The organism is Streptomyces reniochalinae (genome assembly GCF_003323735.1).
GTDB lineage: Bacteria > Actinomycetota > Actinomycetes > Streptomycetales > Streptomycetaceae > Streptomyces > Streptomyces reniochalinae.
On sequence record NZ_QOIM01000045.1, the window covers coordinates 112809 to 129690 of the forward strand.

At 72.2% G+C, this 16882-nt stretch carries 13 protein-coding genes and 1 pseudogene; 8 read left to right on the forward strand and 6 right to left on the reverse strand.

Annotation, left to right across the window (positions count from 1 at the left end):
- Positions 1-47 precede the first annotated feature (47 nt).
- Positions 48-1484, reverse strand: a complete 1437-nt coding sequence (locus tag DQ392_RS29895; protein ID WP_245982140.1) for a peptide MFS transporter — start codon at positions 1482-1484, stop codon at positions 48-50.
- A 429-nt stretch (positions 1485-1913) separates the two neighbouring features.
- Between DQ392_RS29895 and DQ392_RS29900 the strand changes: the two genes are divergently transcribed.
- The 4 genes from DQ392_RS29900 to DQ392_RS29915 all read left to right on the forward strand — a co-directional run bounded on the left by DQ392_RS29900 (position 1914) and on the right by DQ392_RS29915 (position 6376).
- A complete protein-coding gene (locus tag DQ392_RS29900) occupies positions 1914-2927 on the forward strand; it encodes a polyprenyl synthetase family protein (protein ID WP_114018840.1) in 1014 nt (337 codons plus the stop codon).
- A gap of 266 nt (positions 2928-3193) precedes the next feature.
- Positions 3194-4468 carry a LolA family protein gene (locus DQ392_RS29905; protein WP_114018841.1) on the forward strand — a complete coding sequence of 425 codons (1275 nt, stop codon included), beginning with the start codon at positions 3194-3196 and terminating at the stop codon, positions 4466-4468.
- A 56-nt stretch (positions 4469-4524) separates the two neighbouring features.
- Positions 4525-5490 carry an ABC transporter ATP-binding protein gene (locus DQ392_RS29910; RefSeq protein ID WP_114018842.1) on the forward strand — a complete coding sequence of 322 codons (966 nt, stop codon included), beginning with the start codon at positions 4525-4527 and terminating at the stop codon, positions 5488-5490.
- Complete coding sequence (locus DQ392_RS29915; protein WP_114018843.1) at positions 5477-6376, forward strand: ABC transporter permease; 900 nt, start codon at positions 5477-5479, stop codon at positions 6374-6376. The genes DQ392_RS29910 and DQ392_RS29915 overlap by 14 nt, the downstream gene beginning before the upstream one ends.
- Before the next feature lie 27 nt (positions 6377-6403).
- On the opposite strand, the gene rarD is transcribed toward DQ392_RS29915, so the two are convergent.
- The 5 genes from rarD to DQ392_RS29940 form a co-directional block, all read right to left on the reverse strand.
- The gene (gene rarD / locus DQ392_RS29920; RefSeq protein ID WP_114018844.1) at positions 6404-7381 is read right to left on the reverse strand and encodes an EamA family transporter RarD; all 978 of its coding nucleotides are present in this window, start codon (positions 7379-7381) and stop codon (positions 6404-6406) included.
- A gap of 181 nt (positions 7382-7562) precedes the next feature.
- Complete coding sequence (locus tag DQ392_RS29925) at positions 7563-8693, reverse strand: 2-oxoacid:ferredoxin oxidoreductase subunit beta (protein ID WP_425470635.1); 1131 nt, start codon at positions 8691-8693, stop codon at positions 7563-7565.
- Complete coding sequence (locus DQ392_RS29930; RefSeq protein WP_114018845.1) at positions 8686-10623, reverse strand: 2-oxoacid:acceptor oxidoreductase subunit alpha; 1938 nt, start codon at positions 10621-10623, stop codon at positions 8686-8688. The genes DQ392_RS29925 and DQ392_RS29930 overlap by 8 nt, the downstream gene beginning before the upstream one ends.
- A gap of 235 nt (positions 10624-10858) precedes the next feature.
- Positions 10859-11518, reverse strand: a complete 660-nt coding sequence (locus DQ392_RS29935) for a response regulator transcription factor (RefSeq protein ID WP_245982143.1) — start codon at positions 11516-11518, stop codon at positions 10859-10861.
- 188 nt (positions 11519-11706) lie between these two features.
- Entirely contained in the window at positions 11707-13038 is a 1332-nt protein-coding gene (locus DQ392_RS29940) for a sensor histidine kinase (protein ID WP_114018847.1), read from the reverse strand.
- A gap of 287 nt (positions 13039-13325) precedes the next feature.
- Between DQ392_RS29940 and DQ392_RS29945 the strand changes: the two genes are divergently transcribed.
- The 4 genes and pseudogenes from DQ392_RS29945 (at position 13326) to DQ392_RS29960 (ending at position 16835) form a co-directional block, all read left to right on the forward strand.
- Positions 13326-13697 carry an NADH-quinone oxidoreductase subunit A gene (locus tag DQ392_RS29945; RefSeq protein ID WP_114018848.1) on the forward strand — a complete coding sequence of 124 codons (372 nt, stop codon included), beginning with the start codon at positions 13326-13328 and terminating at the stop codon, positions 13695-13697.
- A pseudogene (locus tag DQ392_RS35900) lies at positions 13688-14347 on the forward strand (NADH-quinone oxidoreductase subunit B); the annotation flags it as partial. The gene DQ392_RS29945 and the pseudogene DQ392_RS35900, both read left to right, overlap by 10 nt.
- 326 nt (positions 14348-14673) lie before the next feature.
- A complete protein-coding gene (locus tag DQ392_RS29955; protein ID WP_114018849.1) occupies positions 14674-15879 on the forward strand; it encodes an NADH-quinone oxidoreductase subunit C in 1206 nt (401 codons plus the stop codon).
- Positions 15879-16835 carry a complex I subunit 1/NuoH family protein gene (locus DQ392_RS29960; protein ID WP_425470636.1) on the forward strand — a complete coding sequence of 319 codons (957 nt, stop codon included), beginning with the start codon at positions 15879-15881 and terminating at the stop codon, positions 16833-16835. Before DQ392_RS29955 ends, DQ392_RS29960 begins: the two co-directional genes overlap by 1 nt.
- Positions 16836-16882 lie beyond the last annotated feature (47 nt).

Here is a 16882-nt window from a genome sequence, read left to right on the forward strand (position 1 = left end):
GACCCGGCGCCCGTACGCCCCGGCACGGCGTCGGCCGCCGTGCGTGCTCAGTGGATCGGGTGCATGGTGCGGCGCAGCCACGGGGCCACGGCGAGGACGGCGAGCCCGACGACGACGGCGACGGCGCCGTTGAGCGTGAAGTAGAGGCTGTCCGCGATCCGCCCGTAGAACTTCACCGTCTGCGCCTGGACGCCGGTGGCCAGGGCGAGTGAGAGGAACCACAGGGCGAGCGCCTGGCTGCTGAAGGCCGCCGGCGCCAGCTTGCTCGTCGCCGACAAACCGGTGGACTCCAGCAGCACGTCACCGACGCCGATGAACAGCACCGCCAGCACGATCCACACCAGGCTGATCTGCCAGCCGTCCCCCGACTTGCCCAGCAGGACGGGGACGAGCACGAGGAAGCCGAGGCCGCCCAGCAGCACGCCGAACGCCAGCTTGTTCGAGGCCTGCGGCTGCCGCGGCCCCATCCGCTGCCAGGCGCCCGCGATGAACGGCGCGGAGAGCACCGAGACGGCTCCCAGCGCCGAGCTGATCCAGCTGGAGGGCGCGTGGTAGCCGAAGACGCTGGTGTTCACGTGGTTGTCCGTGAGCAGCACCAGGACCGTGTACGACTGGAAGAGCACGAAGTTGAACGCGACGGAGGCCAGCCACAGCACGAGGAAGGGCCGCAGCCTTCCCCGCTCCCGCGGCGTCACCCGGGGGCTGCGCCACATGACGGCGAAGTAGGCGACGGGCGCCGCCATCGACACGTACGTCAGCGTGTCCACGAAGCCGGACAGCGTCAGCGCGCCCCCGAGCGACAGCGCCACGCACGCCACGGCCACCACCACGAGACCGGCCGCGATCAGCCACACCGCGCGGCGCATGGCGGCGGGCGGCAGCGCGAACTCGGCGCCCTCCTTGCGTCCCGCCAGGTGCCGGCGCCCTGCGACGTACTGGATGATGCCGAACGTCATGCCGACGGCAGCGGCGGAGAAGCCCCAGTGCCAGTCGATGTCCTCGCCCAGCAGCCCCGTGACGATCGGGCCGAGGAAGGCGCCGATGTTGATGCTCATGTAGTAGAGCGAGAAGCCGGCGTCCCTGCGCTCGTCGGTGGCGGAGTAGAGCTTGCCGACCATGGCGGCGACGTTCGGCTTGAGCATGCCCGTGCCGGCGCTGATCAGCCCCAGGCCGATCCAGGTGGAGGCGGCGGCGGGAACCGCCATCGCGTAGTGGCCGCAGGCGATGAGCAGGGCCCCGTAGAGGACCGAGCGGTAGGAGCCGAGCATCCGGTCGGCGATCCAGCCGCCCGCCACCGACAGCAGGTAGACCAGGGTGCTGTAGCCGGCCGCGACGGAGGCGGCGGCGCCGGGGTCCATGCCCAGGCCCCCGTCTGCCGCGGTGGCGGAGAAGAAGAGCACCAGGATGGCCTGCATGCCCAGGAACGAGAACCGTTCCCAGATCTCCAGCCCCGACAGGGGGAGCAGCCCGCGGGGGTGCCCCAGGAAGTCACGCCCGGTGGGCGCCGCGTCGCCGGGCCCCGCGGTGTTCGCGGGCCCGCCGGGGGACGTAGGGTTTGCGCCTCCGTCCTGTCCGTGCGGCGTCGGGTCCTGGCTGGATCTGGGGGACACGGGTGGTGCTCCTGACACGTTCGGCGATTCGAGTGCCTCTGCTGTCCCGGACGCTCGGTTGCAAACCGCACCTAACGGGTGATGTGCAACATATCCCGTATATCTCCGCATTGCGCGTCAAGAACGTTCTGCTGGGCAGGCGCCGACCGTGATCGTTATGTGACCGGTTACGCTGCCAGGAGAGGGCGGAGGGTGGCCCTCGGCCCACGCGTGCCACCCGCGGTCCGCAAGCGCAACAGCAGTCGAGCAGCAGTAGGCCATCCGTGCCCGTTCGTTCCACGTACGCAGACAGGAGTACCCCTCGTGACCGTCGTCGGGCCCTTCGGGCTGAGCGTGCGGGACCAGGCTCTCGAAGCCGATGCCTTGTCAGGGTTGGCGGCCGTCGAGGAGGGCCTCATCGAGGCCACCAAGAGCGACGTGCCGTTCATAACGGGAGCCGCCCAGCACCTGGTGCGGGCCGGAGGCAAGAGATTCCGGCCGCTGCTGGTGATGCTCGGCGCGCAGTTCGGCGACCCGCACGCGCCCGGTGTCGTCCCCTCGGCGGTCGTCGTCGAGCTGACCCACCTCGCGACGCTCTACCACGACGACGTCATGGACGAGGCCGACGTGCGGCGCGGAGTGCCCAGCGCCAACGCCAACTGGGACAACTCGGTCGCCGTCCTCACCGGTGACTTCCTCTTCTCCCGCGCCTCCCACATACTGGCCGACCTCGGCCCCGAGGCCGTCCGTATCCAGGCCGAGGCGTTCGAACGCCTGGTCACCGGGCAGATCCTGGAGACGGCAGGGCCCGCTGAGGGCCACGACGCCATCGACCACTACCTCGAGGTCATCGCCGGCAAAACCGGCTCCCTGATCGCTGTCGCGGGCCGCTTCGGCGCCATGATGTCGGGCGCGGACGAGCGGACCGTCTCGGTGCTCACGCAGTACGGCGAGCGCATCGGCGTCGCCTTCCAGCTCGCCGACGACGTGCTCGACATCGCCAGCGACGAGCACGAGTCGGGCAAGACCCCCGGCACCGATCTGCGCGAGGGGATCGCCACGCTGCCGGTCCTCTACGTCAGGGCCCGCGCCGCACGCCCCGAGGCGACCCGCGAGGACCGCGAGCTGTGCGCCCTGCTCGACGGGGACCTCTCCGACGACGCCCGGCTCGCCGACGCGCTGGCCCGGCTGCGCGCCCACCCGGCGTTGGAGCAGGCCAGACGCACGACCGTCCGCTACGCCGACGAGGCCCGCGAGACGCTGGCGCCGCTGCCGGACAACGCCGCCAAGGAGGCGCTGGCGGCGCTGTGCACCGCCGTGGTGGACCGGGCGGGCTGACGGTTTCTCACCCCCCTGGCGCTCTCGTGCGGGCCGAACTGGGCCGCGCCGCCCCTGAGATGACTCGTGCGGGCGGCAACCGAAAGGCGGAGGACGCGTCATCCCGGGGGAGTAGCGCGATCTGCCTCCGGCGGTTGACGCGGCGGAGCGGGGGATTTGTTGCGATAGGAGAGCCCACCCCGCACCGATTCGGGTGAGAATGGCGGCGAGGGGTGGACGAGTGCGACCTTTTCAGCCGCCGCCGATCACGGAGGTAGGACAGACAGATGGCACAGATCCAACCGAGGAGTTCCCGGCGCAGGATGGTGCGCTACGGCGTGCCGGTCGCGGTCGCCGGGGTCGCCGCCGCGACCGTCGGCCTGGTGCCCGCGCTCGCCAGCTCCGGTGATCCCGACCTGCCGAAGGTCAGCGCGGAGGAGCTGGTCACCAAGATGGCCAAGGCAGATGTCGAACACCTGTCCGGAACGGTGAAGGTCAACACCGATCTGGGCCTGCCCTCACTGCCGGGCGGCTCGGACGGCGGCTCCGGCGGCGGCTTCGGCGGTCCGCACGGCCCGGGCGACCGCGCCGGGGACGGGAAGAGCGAGAAGCCCGACGTCTCCCCGGGCTCCGAACTGACGAAGCTCGCCTCCGGCGAGCACACCCTCCGCTTCGCCGCGGCAGGTCCCGACAAGCAGCGCGTCTCCGTCCTGGAGTCCGCCGGCGAGTACAGCCTCGTCCACAACGGACGCCACCTGTGGGCGTACGACAGCGCGGCCAACGCCGCCTGGCACTCCACGGCGCCGAAGGGCGCGCACGGCAAGAAGGGGAAGGGCGACGACGCGGCCGGCCCGGCCTCCGGCGTGACGCCCGGATCGCTCACCCCGCAGCAGGCCGCGCAGCAGGCGCTCAAGGCCGTCGGCAAGTCCACCTCCGTGACGGTCGATGGCACCGCGAAGGTCGCGGGGCGCGACGCCTACCAGCTCGTCATCGAGCCCAAGGGTGCGCCGGAGTCCACCATCGAGTCCGTCCGGATAGCCGTCGACGCCGACAAGGGGCTGCCGCTGAAGTTCACCCTCACCCCCAAGGAGGGCGACAAGCCGGCCGTCGAGGTGGCCTACACCAAGATCGACTTCGGCAGTCCCGACCCGGACGACTTCGCCTTCACCCCGCCGAAGGGCGCCGACGTCACCGAGGCGAAGCCGCACCGGGGTTCCGCTCCCGGCGGCGCCCCGAAGGCCCCCGGGGGACTGGCCGGGCTCTCCGGAGCGAAGATCGTCAACGAGAGCGCAGGCGACTGGTCCAAGGTCGCCAAGATCGACACCGGGATGCCGGGCGGTCTCGGCCCCGCGGCCGCGGGCGGGAAGTCCGGCGGCGGGAGCGGCGAGCAGGCCCAGAAGCTGCTGGACGGCTTCACCGAGAAGGCCGAGGGCGACTTCGGCACCGGCAGGGTCATCAGCACCCGCCTGGTCAACGCCCTGCTGACCGACGACGGCGACCTCTACGTCGGAGCCGTCACCAAGGAAGGTCTCGTGAAGGCCGCCAACCAGGCGGCCGGGTAACCGGTCCTGACGGCCGGCGGCCATCCGCACAGCGACGGCACCAGCGAAGGGGGCACATGAGCGAGCCGACCGCCGCACACGAGGAACAGGGCGCCGTGATCTCCACCCAGGGGCTCACCAAGCGCTACCGCGGCGGTCAGCTCGCCGTCGAAGGACTCGACCTGTCCGTGCCGCGCGGCAGCGTCTTCGGATTCCTGGGCCCCAACGGCTCGGGCAAGACGACGACCATCCGGATGCTGCTCGGCCTGATCGAGCCCACCGGCGGATCCGCCCACGTCCTCGGCGAGCCGATGCCGGGCTCGGCCCGGCGCGTCCTGCCCCATGTGGGCGCCCTCATCGAGGGCCCAGCGCTGTACGGCTACCTGACCGGACGGGAGAACCTGCTGCGCTACGACGCGGCCGACCCCACAGCCGACCCGCGCAGCCGCGCCGCACGCGCGGACCGGGCACTGGAGCGGGTGGGCCTGTCGGCCGCGGCCGCGAAGAAGGCACGCGCCTACTCGCTCGGCATGAAACAGCGGCTGGGGCTGGCCGCCGCGCTGCTCCAGCCGCGCGAACTGCTCGTCCTGGACGAGCCGACCAACGGCCTCGACCCGCAGGGGATGCGGGAGATCCGGTCCCTGGTGCGGGAGCTGGCCGACGACGGCATCACCGTCTTCCTCTCCTCCCACCTGCTGGACGAGATCGAGCAGGTCTGCACCCACACCGCCGTGATGCACCGGGGGCGCCTGATCACCCAGGGCACCGTCGCCCAGATGTCGGCGGGCGCACGCGGCAGACTGGCCGTCACCACACCCGATCCGGGCGAGGCCACAAGGGTGCTCAAGGAGGCGGGCGTGGCCGACCTGGTCACCGACGGGGAAGAGGTCAGCGGCGAGCCGCCGCACGCGCACGAGCTCGCGGATCTCAACGCGGCGCTGGTGCGCGCCGGGGTCCGCGTCCGCGCCTTCGGGCTGCGGCGCGCCTCGCTGGAGGACGTGTTCGTCTCGCTCACCGGGGAGGGCTTCGATGTCGCAGGCTGAGACGGCGACCGGCGGCGGGCCGCCGGACTCCCGGGCGCGGCCCGCCCGTGCGGTGTGGTCGCTCGGGCTCTTCCGCAGCGAGCTGGCCGTCACCTTCCGGCGCTGGCGCACCCTGGCACTGCTGGCGGTGCTGGCCGCCGTACCGGTCCTCGTCGGCATCGCGGTGAAGATCGAGACCAGCGACGGCGGGTCTATCGGCGGCGGAGACGAGGGGGGACCCGCCTTCCTCTCCCAGGTCACCGGCAACGGGCTGTTCCTGGTCTTCACCGCGCTGGCCGCCACCCTGCCGTTCTTCCTGCCGATGACCGTCGGGGTGATCGCGGGAGACGCCGTGGCGGGCGAGGCCGGCGCGGGCACCCTGCGGTACCTGCTGGTCGCCCCCGCGGGCCGCACCCGGCTGCTGCTGGCGAAGTTCTCAGCTGTCCTGGCGTTCTGCCTGACCGCGACGGCGACCGTCGCCGTCTTCGCGCTGGCGACCGGGGCGCTCCTCTTCCCCACCGGGCAGGTCACCCTGCTGTCGGGCACCTCCGTCTCCTTCGGCGAGGGGCTGCTGCGCGCCATGGCCATCGCCGTGACGGTCGCGCTCAGCCTCGTCGGCCTCGCGACGCTGGGCCTGTTCATCTCGACGCTCACCAACAGCGGTGTCGCCGCCATGGCGGCCACGGTCGGCCTGCTGATCACCGTGCAGATCCTGGGCGCCATCCCGCAGCTGGACGAGATCCACCCGTTCCTGTTCACCCACTACTGGCTCAGCTTCGCCGACCTGCTCAGGGAACCCGTCTACTGGGACGACCTGCTCAAGAACCTCGGCCTCCAGGCCCTCTACACGGCGGTCTTCGGCTCGGCCGCGTGGGCCGGGTTCGGCGCCAGGGACGTCACGGCGTAGGGCTGCTCCCGCTGGTCCGGCTCCGGCTCACGGGCGCGGGGACGCCTCCGTGACGGCGGTGGCCGCGCCCTCCTCGCCCTGGGCGCGGGCGCGTGCCGCCGCGGCGCGCAGCGCGGCCCGGCCCTTGTGGGCGTTGCGCAGCGCGTCCCACGTCAGCAGGCACAGCGCCACCCACACCAGGCCGAAGCCTGCCCAGCGCTCGGGCGGCATCTCCTCGTGGAAGACGGTGAGGCCGAGGACGAACATGAAGGCCGGGGCGAGGTACTGCAAAAGGCCGATCGTCGAGAGCGGCAGCCGTACGGCGGCGCTGCCGAAGAAGATGAGCGGCAGCGCGGTGGCCACGCCCGCGCAGGCCAGCAGCAGCGCGTGGCCGAGCCCCTGGGTGGTGAAGGAGGAGTCCCCCCGGGCGCCGAGGAAGAGCAGGAAGCCCAGCGCCGGAAGGAACTGCACGGCGGTCTCCGCGCTGAAGCTCTCCACCCCTTCGAGCTTGATGTGCTTCTTGAGCAGACCGTAGGTGGCGAAGCTGAACGCCAGGCAGAGGGAGATCCAGGGCAGCCGGCCGTAGGCGACGGTCATCACCACGACGGCGAGGGCGCCGATGCCGACGGCGACCCACTGGGCGACGCGCAGCCTCTCGCGCAGCAGCAGCACGCCGAAGGCGATGGAGACCAGCGGGTTGATGAAGTAGCCCAGGGACGACTCCAGGACCTTGTCGGCGCTGACCGACCAGATGAACAGCCCCCAGTTGACGGAGATCACGGCCGCCGCCAGCACCAGCAGGCCCAGCGTTCTGGGCTGCCGCACCAGCGCCGTCACCCACGACCAGCGGCGCAGCAGCGCCAGGATCACCAGGGCCGTGGGCAGCGACCACACCATGCGGTGGGCGAGCACCTCGCCGGCGCCGGTGTCGGCGAGGGCGTGCCAGTACAGCGGGAGCAGCCCCCACAGGCCGTACGCAGCGAAGCCGAACAGCAGGCCTGTGCGCTGCGCGCTCGGTGTTCCCATGAGCCCTCCCCGCCTTCTGGTCCCGGTGTGGTGTGTCGGCCTCTCGAAGGTAGCCGGAGGGCTCCCCTCTTGTCATTTCCGTACCGAATTATGGTCCTGTCGGTCCTCGGGGGGCGGGTGAGACGCGGCAAGGCCCGGCACCGCGGGGTGCCGGGCCTTGCCGCGAGACGGAGCGGGGGGCTCAGCCCACGACCGTCCAGGTGTCGTTGCCGTGCAGCAGCGCGGACAGATCGCCCTTGCCGCCCTGCTCGGCCGCGTGTTCGAGCTGATGGGCCATCTCGGTGTCGTAGACGGGCCGGCGCACATCGCGCAGCACACCGATCGGGGTGTGGTGCAGGGTGTCCGGGTCGGCGAGACGGGAGAGCGCGAACGCCGTCGTGGGCGTCGCGGCCTGCGCGTCGTGCACCAGGACGCCCTCGGTGCCCTCCTCGGTCACATCGATGATCCGCAGATCGCCGGTGGCCGGGTCCCGCACGACGCCCCGGGAGCCGAGACCGTCCTCGGCGGGCGCGCCGAACCTGATCGGCAGGCCGTGCTCCAGCGGAATCACGGCCTCCTGTGCCTGTTCTTTGTCCTTGAGCACCTCGAAGGCGCCGTCGTTGAAGATGTTGCAGTTCTGGTAGATCTCCACCAGCGCCGTGCCCGGGTGGTCGGCGGCGGCGCGCAGCACGCTCGTGAGGTGCTTGCGGTCCGAGTCGACCGTACGGGCGACGAACGAGGCCTCGGCGCCCAGCGCCAGCGACACCGGGTTGAACGGGGCGTCCAGCGACCCCATCGGCGTCGACTTGGTGATCTTCCCGGCCTCGGAGGTCGGGCTGTACTGGCCCTTCGTCAGCCCGTAGATCCGGTTGTTGAACAGCAGGATCTTCAGGTTGACGTTGCGGCGCAGCGCGTGGATGAGGTGGTTGCCGCCGATGGACAGCGCGTCGCCGTCACCGGTGACCACCCACACGCTCAGATCGCGCCGCGAGCCGGCCAGGCCCGTGGCGATGGCCGGGGCGCGGCCGTGGATGGAGTGCATCCCGTAGGTGTTCATGTAGTACGGGAAGCGGGACGAGCAGCCGATGCCGGAGACGAAGACGATGTTCTCCTTCGCCAGCCCCAGCTCCGGCATGAAGCCCTGGACGGCCGCCAGGACGGCGTAGTCACCGCACCCGGGGCACCAGCGCACCTCCTGGTCGGACTTGAAGTCCTTCATCGACTGCTTGCCCTCGGCGCGGGGCACCAGCGACAGCGCCTCGGACGCCGGCGCCGCCCCGCCCGACCGGGCCGGGGCGGTCTCCTGCGCGGGACCGGGGGACGTCTCAGCCATGTGCGAGGGCCTCCTTGAGTGCGGTCGCGAGCTGCTCGGCCTTGAACGGCAGGCCGCGGACCTGCGTGTACGACTGCGCGTCGACCAGATACCTGGCGCGGATCAAAGTGGCGAGCTGGCCCAGGTTCATCTCCGGGATGACGACCTTCTCGTAACGCTTCAGCACCTCGCCCAGATTCCGCGGGAACGGGTTGAGGTGGCGCAGATGGGCCTGCGCGATCTCGTCCCCGGCGGCCCTGACCCGGCGCACCGCGGCGGTGATCGGCCCGTACGTCGAACCCCAGCCCAGCACCAGCAGCTTCGCGTCCCCGCTCGGGTCGTCGACCTCCACTTCGGGGACCTCGACGCCGTCCACCTTCGCCTGGCGGGTGCGGACCATGAAGTCGTGGTTGGCCGGGTCGTAGGAGATGTTGCCCGTGCCGTCCTGCTTCTCGATACCGCCGATGCGGTGTTCGAGACCGGGGGTGCCGGGCACCGCCCACGGCCGGGCCAGCGTGTGGGGATCGCGCTTGTAGGGCCAGAAGACCTCGGTGCCGTCGTCCAGCTCGTGGTTGGCGCCCGAGGCGAACCGGACGCGCAGGTCGGGCAGGTCGTCCACGTCCGGGATCCGCCACGGCTCCGAGCCGTTCGCCAGGTAGCCGTCCGAGAGCAGGAACACCGGCGTCCGGTAGGTGAGCGCGATCCGCGCCGCGTCCAGCGCCGCCGTGAAGCAGTCGGCCGGGGTGGACGGCGCCACGATCGGCACCGGCGCCTCGCCGTTGCGCCCGTACATCGCCTGGAGCAGGTCGGCCTGCTCCGTCTTGGTCGGCAGGCCCGTGGAGGGGCCGCCGCGCTGGATGTCGATGATCAGCAGCGGCAGTTCCAGCGAGACGGCCAGCCCGATGGTCTCCGACTTGAGCGCCACCCCCGGGCCCGACGTCGTGGTCACCGCGAGCGAACCGCCGAACGCGGCACCCAGCGCCGCGCCGATCCCCGCGATCTCGTCCTCGGCCTGGAAGGAGCGCACCCCGAAGTTCTTGTGCTTGCTCAGCTCGTGCAGCACGTCGGACGCCGGGGTGATCGGGTACGAGCCCAGGAACAGCGGCAGGTCCGCCTGCTGGGAGGCGGCGACCAGCCCGTAGGAGAGGGCCAGGTTCCCCGAGATGTTGCGGTAGGTGCCCGGAGGGAAGGCGGACGAGGCCGGGGCGACCTCGTAGGAGACCGCGAAATCCTCGGTCGTCTCCCCGAAATTCCACCCGGCGCGGAACGCCGCGATGTTCGCCTCGGCGATGTCCGGCTTCTTCGCGAACTTCGACCGCAGGAACGCCTCGGTCTGCTCGGTGGGCCGGTGGTACATCCACGACAGCAGACCGAGCGCGAACATGTTCTTCGACCGCCCGGCCTCCTTGCGGCCCAGCTCGAAGCCCTTGAGCGCCTCGACGGTCAACGTCGTCAGCGGCACCTGGTGCACGCGGTAGCCGTCCAGCGAACCGTCCTCGAGGGGGCTGCCGGCGTAGCCGACCTTCGCCATCGCCCGCTTGGTGAACTCGTCCGTGTTGACGATGATCTCGGCGCCGCGCGGCACGTCCGCGATGTTCGCCTTCAGCGCGGCCGGGTTCATCGCCACCAGCACGTTGGGCGCGTCGCCCGGCGTGAGGATGTCGTGGTCGGCGAAGTGCAGCTGGAAGCTGGAGACGCCCGGCAGCGTGCCCGCGGGGGCGCGGATCTCCGCCGGGAAGTTCGGCAGCGTCGACAAGTCGTTGCCGAACGAGGCCGTCTCCGACGTGAAGCGGTCTCCGGTGAGCTGCATGCCGTCGCCGGAGTCGCCCGCGAACCGGATGATCACCCGGTCCAGGCGCCTGACCTCTTTGCTGCCGGCGTCCCGTCCGGGGCCCTGGCCCCCTTCGGGGCCGGACTGGGGCCCGGCTGGGCTTTCGACCTGACTGGTCACGGTGGATCGGACCTCCCTCAAGGCGGCGGCTCGTCAGCCATCGTACGTTGCTAAGGGTTGCCTTCCCGCAGCTGTTCCCATCGTGGACACATTTTTGAGACGGCTGTGCGCATCCGGGTGCCGCAGCCCTCCGTGCGGACGGCGCCGCACCGGAGCACGCCCGCACCTGCCGCCCTCGCACCCGCTCCGACCAGCGCGAAAGCCCTCCTCGCCCAGGCACGCCTGCCGCCGGACCCTAGGAGTTCAGATAGCGCAGCACCGCCAGCACCCGACGGTGATCCGCGTCACTCTGGGGCAGACCCAGCTTCGAAAAGATGTTGCTGACGTGCTTCTCGACCGCACCGGGGCTGACCACCAGCTCACCCGCGATCGCCGAGTTCGTCCTTCCCTCGGCCATCGCGGCCAGCACCTCACGCTCCCGCGGTGTCAGCCCGGCCAGCACGTCCTGCCTGCGGCTGCGCCCCAGCAGCTGGGCCACCACCTCCGGATCCAGCGCCGTGCCGCCGTCCGCGACCCGCGCGACGGCCTCCACGAACTCCCTGACCTCCGCCACCCGGTCCTTGAGCAGATAGCCCACCCCGCGGCTCGACCCGGCCAGCAACTCCGTCGCGTACTGCTCCTCCACGTACTGCGAGAGCACCAGCACCCCAAGCCCCGGATGGCGCGCACGCAGCCGGACCGCTGCCCGCACGCCCTCGTCCGTGTGAGTGGGCGGCATCCGCACGTCCGCGACCACCACATCCGGTGCCCGCCCTGCCGCGGCCAGCTCCTCCACCGCGGCGACGAGCGCCTCGCCGTCCGAGACGCCGGCCACCACCTCGTGCCCCCGGTCGGTCAGCAGCCGCGTCAGACCCTCCCGCAGCAGGACGGAGTCCTCGGCGATCACCACGCGCACCGTGTGCTCCGCGCTGTTTCCCCCGATGGTCTCCCCCGATGTCTCCCCCACGTTCCTCCCCACGTACTGCCCCCACTTCGCCCGGCCGCCCCTCGGCGACGCCCTCAGCATCCCAGAACGCGGGCTCTTCTTCCGCTCTCCGCCCTGCCCGCTCCGCTTCTCCGCCCTGCTCCCTCCGCCCGTGCCGTTCACCTCCAGGGCAGCTCCGCCGTCACCGCCGTGGGGCCGCCGGCCGGCGAGTCCACCACCAGCAGCCCGTCCACCGCGCTCAGCCGGTCGGCGAGGCCGGCCAGCCCCGAACCTTCCGCGACCGACGCCCCGCCTCGCCCGTCGTCCGTCACCTGGATGAGCAGCCGCTCACCACTGCGCCATATCTCCACCGAGGCGCGGCGCGCGCCGCTGTGCTTGCTGATGTTCTGCAGCAGCTCCGAGACGGTGAAGTAGGCGATCCCCTCGATGGCGGCCGCCGGCCGCTGGGGCAGCTCCGCCGTGACCGCGACCGGAACGGTGCAGCGCGCCGCGACCGCGGACAGCGCCGGGCCCAGCCCCCGGTCGGTGAGGATCGCCGGATGGATCCCGCGCGCCAGGTCGCGCAGCTCCCCGAGCGCCAGCTTCACCTCCTGGTGCGCCTGATCGACCACCGTGGCCGCGCCCCGGGGATCCTCGCCCAGCTTCTCCTTCGCCATCCCGAGCCCCATCGCCAGCGACACCAGGCGCGCTTGCGCCCCGTCGTGCAGATCCCGCTCGATGCGGCGCAGGTCGGCAGCCGCCGTGTCCACGACCACACCGCGGTCCGTCTCCAGCTCCGTCACCCGCACCGCCAGCGACGAAGGCCCCAGCAGGCCGCCGACCAGCACCTTGTCGACCTGCACCAGGCCGCGGACCAGCCACGGCGTCACCAGGACGGCCAACAGCCCGCACCCCGCCACGAACACCAGCTCGACGGGGCCGTCCAGCACTCTCGCGTGCGCCGGCCGCGGGGAGCCGACGGTGATGCCGCCGGTGCCCACCTGGAGGGCGGGGCGGTCCGCGTACAGGGGGAAGAGCCACGCCCACGCCGGGTAGGACAGCAGCGTCCAGCCGGCGCACCAGCTCAGCCCGCCCGCCACGCAGCTGAAGAACGACCAGGGCAGGTGCAGCAGCGCGTAGAGCAGGTGCCGCCAGGACACCCCGCTGCGCAGCAGGGCGCCTATCCACGACATCACCCCGCTCGACCGCCGCAGCGTCCGCACCGGTTCGGGCTCCCCGACCTCGAGATCCAGCAGACCGCGCGCCCTGGCACGCTCCAGGTGCCCCAGGGCCCGGCACCCCGCGAGCCCGGCCGCCAGCACCGGCAGCCCGACGAAGGTGATGAGCAGGGCGGAGCCGAACGCGAGCGCGCCGAAGGCGTAGCAGAAGGCGATGCACGCCAGCGGCAGCCCCGTGACCACGTACGTGAGCTCGCGCATCGACTGCCGGGCCAGCGGCGCCCGCAGTGCAGCAAGCCACCAGGGGCGGGGGAGAGGGGTCACCGTGGTCATGCCGCAAGGATCCGTTGCTCCGGGGCGACGGGGAATCCCGCGCACCGCAGTCCTCCGAGGGGGGTTAACCCCACCCCGGGCCCCTGCGCCGGCGCCGTGCCGGGCGTCGGCTCCGGCGCCGTGCCGGGCGTCCTCGCGGGCTCGGCCCGCTCTCGTCCGGAAACCGTCAGGGCGCCGGGCCCGGGCCCGTCCCGGAGTGTGACGCTGCTGTCCTCCGGGAGCGCGGCAGGGCCTACACTCCGTGCGTACAGATCGTCGAAAGCAAACACCGACACGGGACGGGACAGGTGCCGGACTACTTCCACGGCTACGCGGTCGTCGGGCTGGTGGCCGTCGTCGGTGTGCTCTTCGTGGGCGTGGCCTTCTCGGCCGGCCGGCTGCTGCGGCCCGTCGTCCCCACCCGCGAGAAGATGCTGACCTACGAGTGCGGCGTCGACCCGGTCGGCGAAGGCTGGGCACACACCCAGATCCGCTACTACGTCTACGCCTTCCTGTACGTCATCTTCGCGGTCGACTCGGTCTTCCTCTTCCCCTGGGCGACGGTCTTCGACGCCCCGGGCTTCGGCGGGATCACGCTCGCCGAGATGTTCGTCTTCCTCGGCTTCCTGACCGTCGGGCTGCTGTACGCGTACAAGAAGGGCGTCCTGGAATGGACGTAACGCACACCCCGGACCCCGCCCCGGCCCCGCGCCCCGAGGGCCGCCCCCGACTCGGCCTGCTCTCGCGGCTGGCCCCCGAGCCGATGAAGGTGGTCCTCAACTGGGGCCGCCGCTACAGCCTGTGGGTCTTCAACTTCGGCCTGGCCTGCTGCGCCATCGAGTTCATCGCCGCGTCCATGGCGCGCCACGACTTCATCCGGCTCGGCGTCATCCCCTTCGCCCCGGGACCCCGGCAGGCCGACCTGATGGTCGTCTCCGGCACGGTCACCGACAAGATGGCCCCCGCCGTCAAACGCCTGTACGAGCAGATGCCGGAGCCCAAGTACGTCATCTCCTTCGGCGCCTGCTCCAACTGCGGCGGCCCCTACTGGGACTCCTACGCCGTCACCAAGGGCGTCGACCAGATCATCCCCGTCGACGTCTACGTGCCCGGCTGCCCGCCCCGCCCCGAAGCGCTGCTCCAAGGCGTGCTCAAGCTCCAGGAGAAGATCGCCGCCGAGTCCACCGCCGACCGCTACGCGGACGCGCGCGGATACGCCCGCAGCCCGGGCCCGGGCCCGGGCCCGGGCCCTTCGGCCGCGGCCCTCACCAGCGACCTGGTGGCCCCGCCCGCGGCCCCGGCCCCCGGTGGCCCGGGTCCCGGGGAGCCAGGTCTCGGGAGTTCGGTCCCCGATAGCCCGGCTGCTGGTCCGATCCCCGGTGATCCGGCCGCTGCTGGCCCGGCTCCTGACGGTCCGGCCGCTGGCGGCCCGGCTCGCGGTGGTCCGGCGGATGGCGGTTCGGCCTCCGGCGTTCCGTCGGACGGCGGCTCGGACCGCGGGGCTTCGTCGGACGGCGGCTCGGACCATGACGCCTCGTCGGACGGCGGCTCCGACCACGGAGCTTCGCCCGGCGGCCCCTCGGCCGGTGGCCGCACGTCCGGCGGTCCTTCGGACGACGGCTCGTCCGGCGGCCCCGCAGACTCGAAGGAGGAGCGGTGAGCGTGCCGCCCGAGCACGTCGGCTGGCTGCCGCGCCCGGCCGGCGAACTGTTCGGTGAGGGCGCGAGCGCCGCGGAGGCGTACGGCCTGCTCACCGTCGACGTGCCCGCCGAATCCTGGATCCCCGCGCTCACCACGGCCCGTGACGAGCTCGGCTGCACCTTCTTCGACTGGCTCAGCGCGGTGGACGAGCCCGGCACCGGCTTCCAGGTCTGCGCCCACGTGGCGGCCCTCCACCTCCCGGGAGCCGGCGTGCGCGGCCTGCTCCTGCGGACGACGGTCCCGCACGAGGCTCCCGCCCTGCCGACCGCCACCGGTGTCTACGCCGGTGCGGCCTGGCACGAACGCGAGACCCACGAGATGTTCGGCGTCGACTTCACCGACCACCCCCACCTCGAACCGCTGCTGCTGCCCGAGACGTTCGAGGGGCACCCGCTGCGCAAGGACTTCGTGCTGGCCGCGCGGGTCGCCAAGGCGTGGCCGGGCGCCAAAGAGCCAGGCGAGTCCGGGCACGGCGGCCCCAAGCGCCGCCAGATGCTGCCGCCCGGCGTCCCCGACCCGAACGAGTGGGGTCCCCTCAAGGGGCAGCTGCCCCCGGCCCCCACCCGCGAACGCTCCCGCCGCGCCGCCGGCGACACCCCACGGCGCGCGCGCAGCGCGGGCACGGGATCGACCTCCCAGCGCGCCGGCTCGTCCGGCACACCGGAGAGCACCGCATCCGACACCGCAGCCCCCGCCGCTCCGCGTCGCCCCCGCCGCAACCGCTCGGCGAGCGCGGGATCCGCCTCCCAACGCCCGGCGGAATCGACGGAAACGAACCAGACGGCAACGAACCAGACGGAATCGGCCCCGGCCGGGCAGGCCGAGTCCCCCGCCAAGCAGCCCGAGAGCGACCGCCCCGCGGCCGCCGAACCGCCCTCCGCGACCGAGTCACCGTCCGCGACCGAGCCGCCGCGTTCCGCCGACGCCCCCTGGCATCACGCCCGTCCGGCGCGCGACAGCGGGTCCGACGGCGCCGAGCCCCGCACCGACGAGGGCACCGACCGCGCCCGCGAAGACCGCAACGGTGACCACGCCGACGACCGCAGCGGTGGCCGCGCAGACGACCACACGGGCGGCCACGGAGACGGCCGCGACGGCCGCGACGGCCGCGACGACCGCAGCGACGGCGACGGAGACGACCGCGGAGAGGACGGAGCCTGATGGACGCTCTCGACGTGACCGTCCGGATCGTCGCCGTCTTCCTCGCCTTCCTCCTGCTGCCCCTGCTGGTGGGGCAGACCGAGCACAAGGTCATGGCCCACATGCAGGGCCGGGTCGGGCCCATGTACGCGGGCGGTTTCCACGGGTGGGCACAACTCGTGGCCGACGGCGTGAAGTTCGCGCAGAAGGAGGACGTCGTCCCCGACGGCGCCGACCGGCGCGTCTTCCAGCTGGCACCCGCGCTCGCGCTGATCCCCTACCTGCTGGTGCTCGTCGCGATTCCCGTCGCGCCGGGCGGGGGAGTGGCCCAGACGCTGGACGCCGGGATCTTCTTCGTGCTGGCGGTGATGGGCGTCGGCATCCTCGGTTCGCTGATGGGCGGCTGGGCGTCGGCCAACAAGTTCTCCCTGCTGGGCGGTCTGCGCACCGCGGCCCAGCTCATGGCCTACGAGCTGCCGATGCTGCTCGCCGCCGCCTCCGTCGCGATGGCGGCCGGCACCCTCTCGCTCCCGGGAATCCTCGGGGTCTGGGAGTGGTGGTGGCTGCCGTGGCAGCTCGTCGGCGGTGCCGTCTTCTTCACGGCGGGCCTCGCCGAGCTGCAACGGCCGCCTTTCGACGCGCCGATCGCCGACTCGGAGATCATCTTCGGTGCGTACACCGAGTACACGGGGTTGCGGTTCGCACTGTTCCTCCTCGCCGAATACGCGGGCATCGTCGTTGTCTCCGCGCTCACCGCCGTGCTCTTCCTCGGCGGCTGGCACGGTCCGTCCGCCGACGGACTGGGCTGGCTGTGGATGCTGCTGAAGACGGGCGTGCTCGCCTTCGGCGTGATCTGGCTGCGGGTCAGCTATCCGCGGCTGCGCGAGGACCAGATCCAGCGGCTTGCGTGGACCGCGCTCGTCCCGCTCGCCCTCTTCCAGATCGCCCTCACCGGCGTCGTCAAGGTGGTGATGTAGCCGTGTCCCCCACGCCCTCCGAGCGCGCTTCCAAGGAGCGGGGCCGT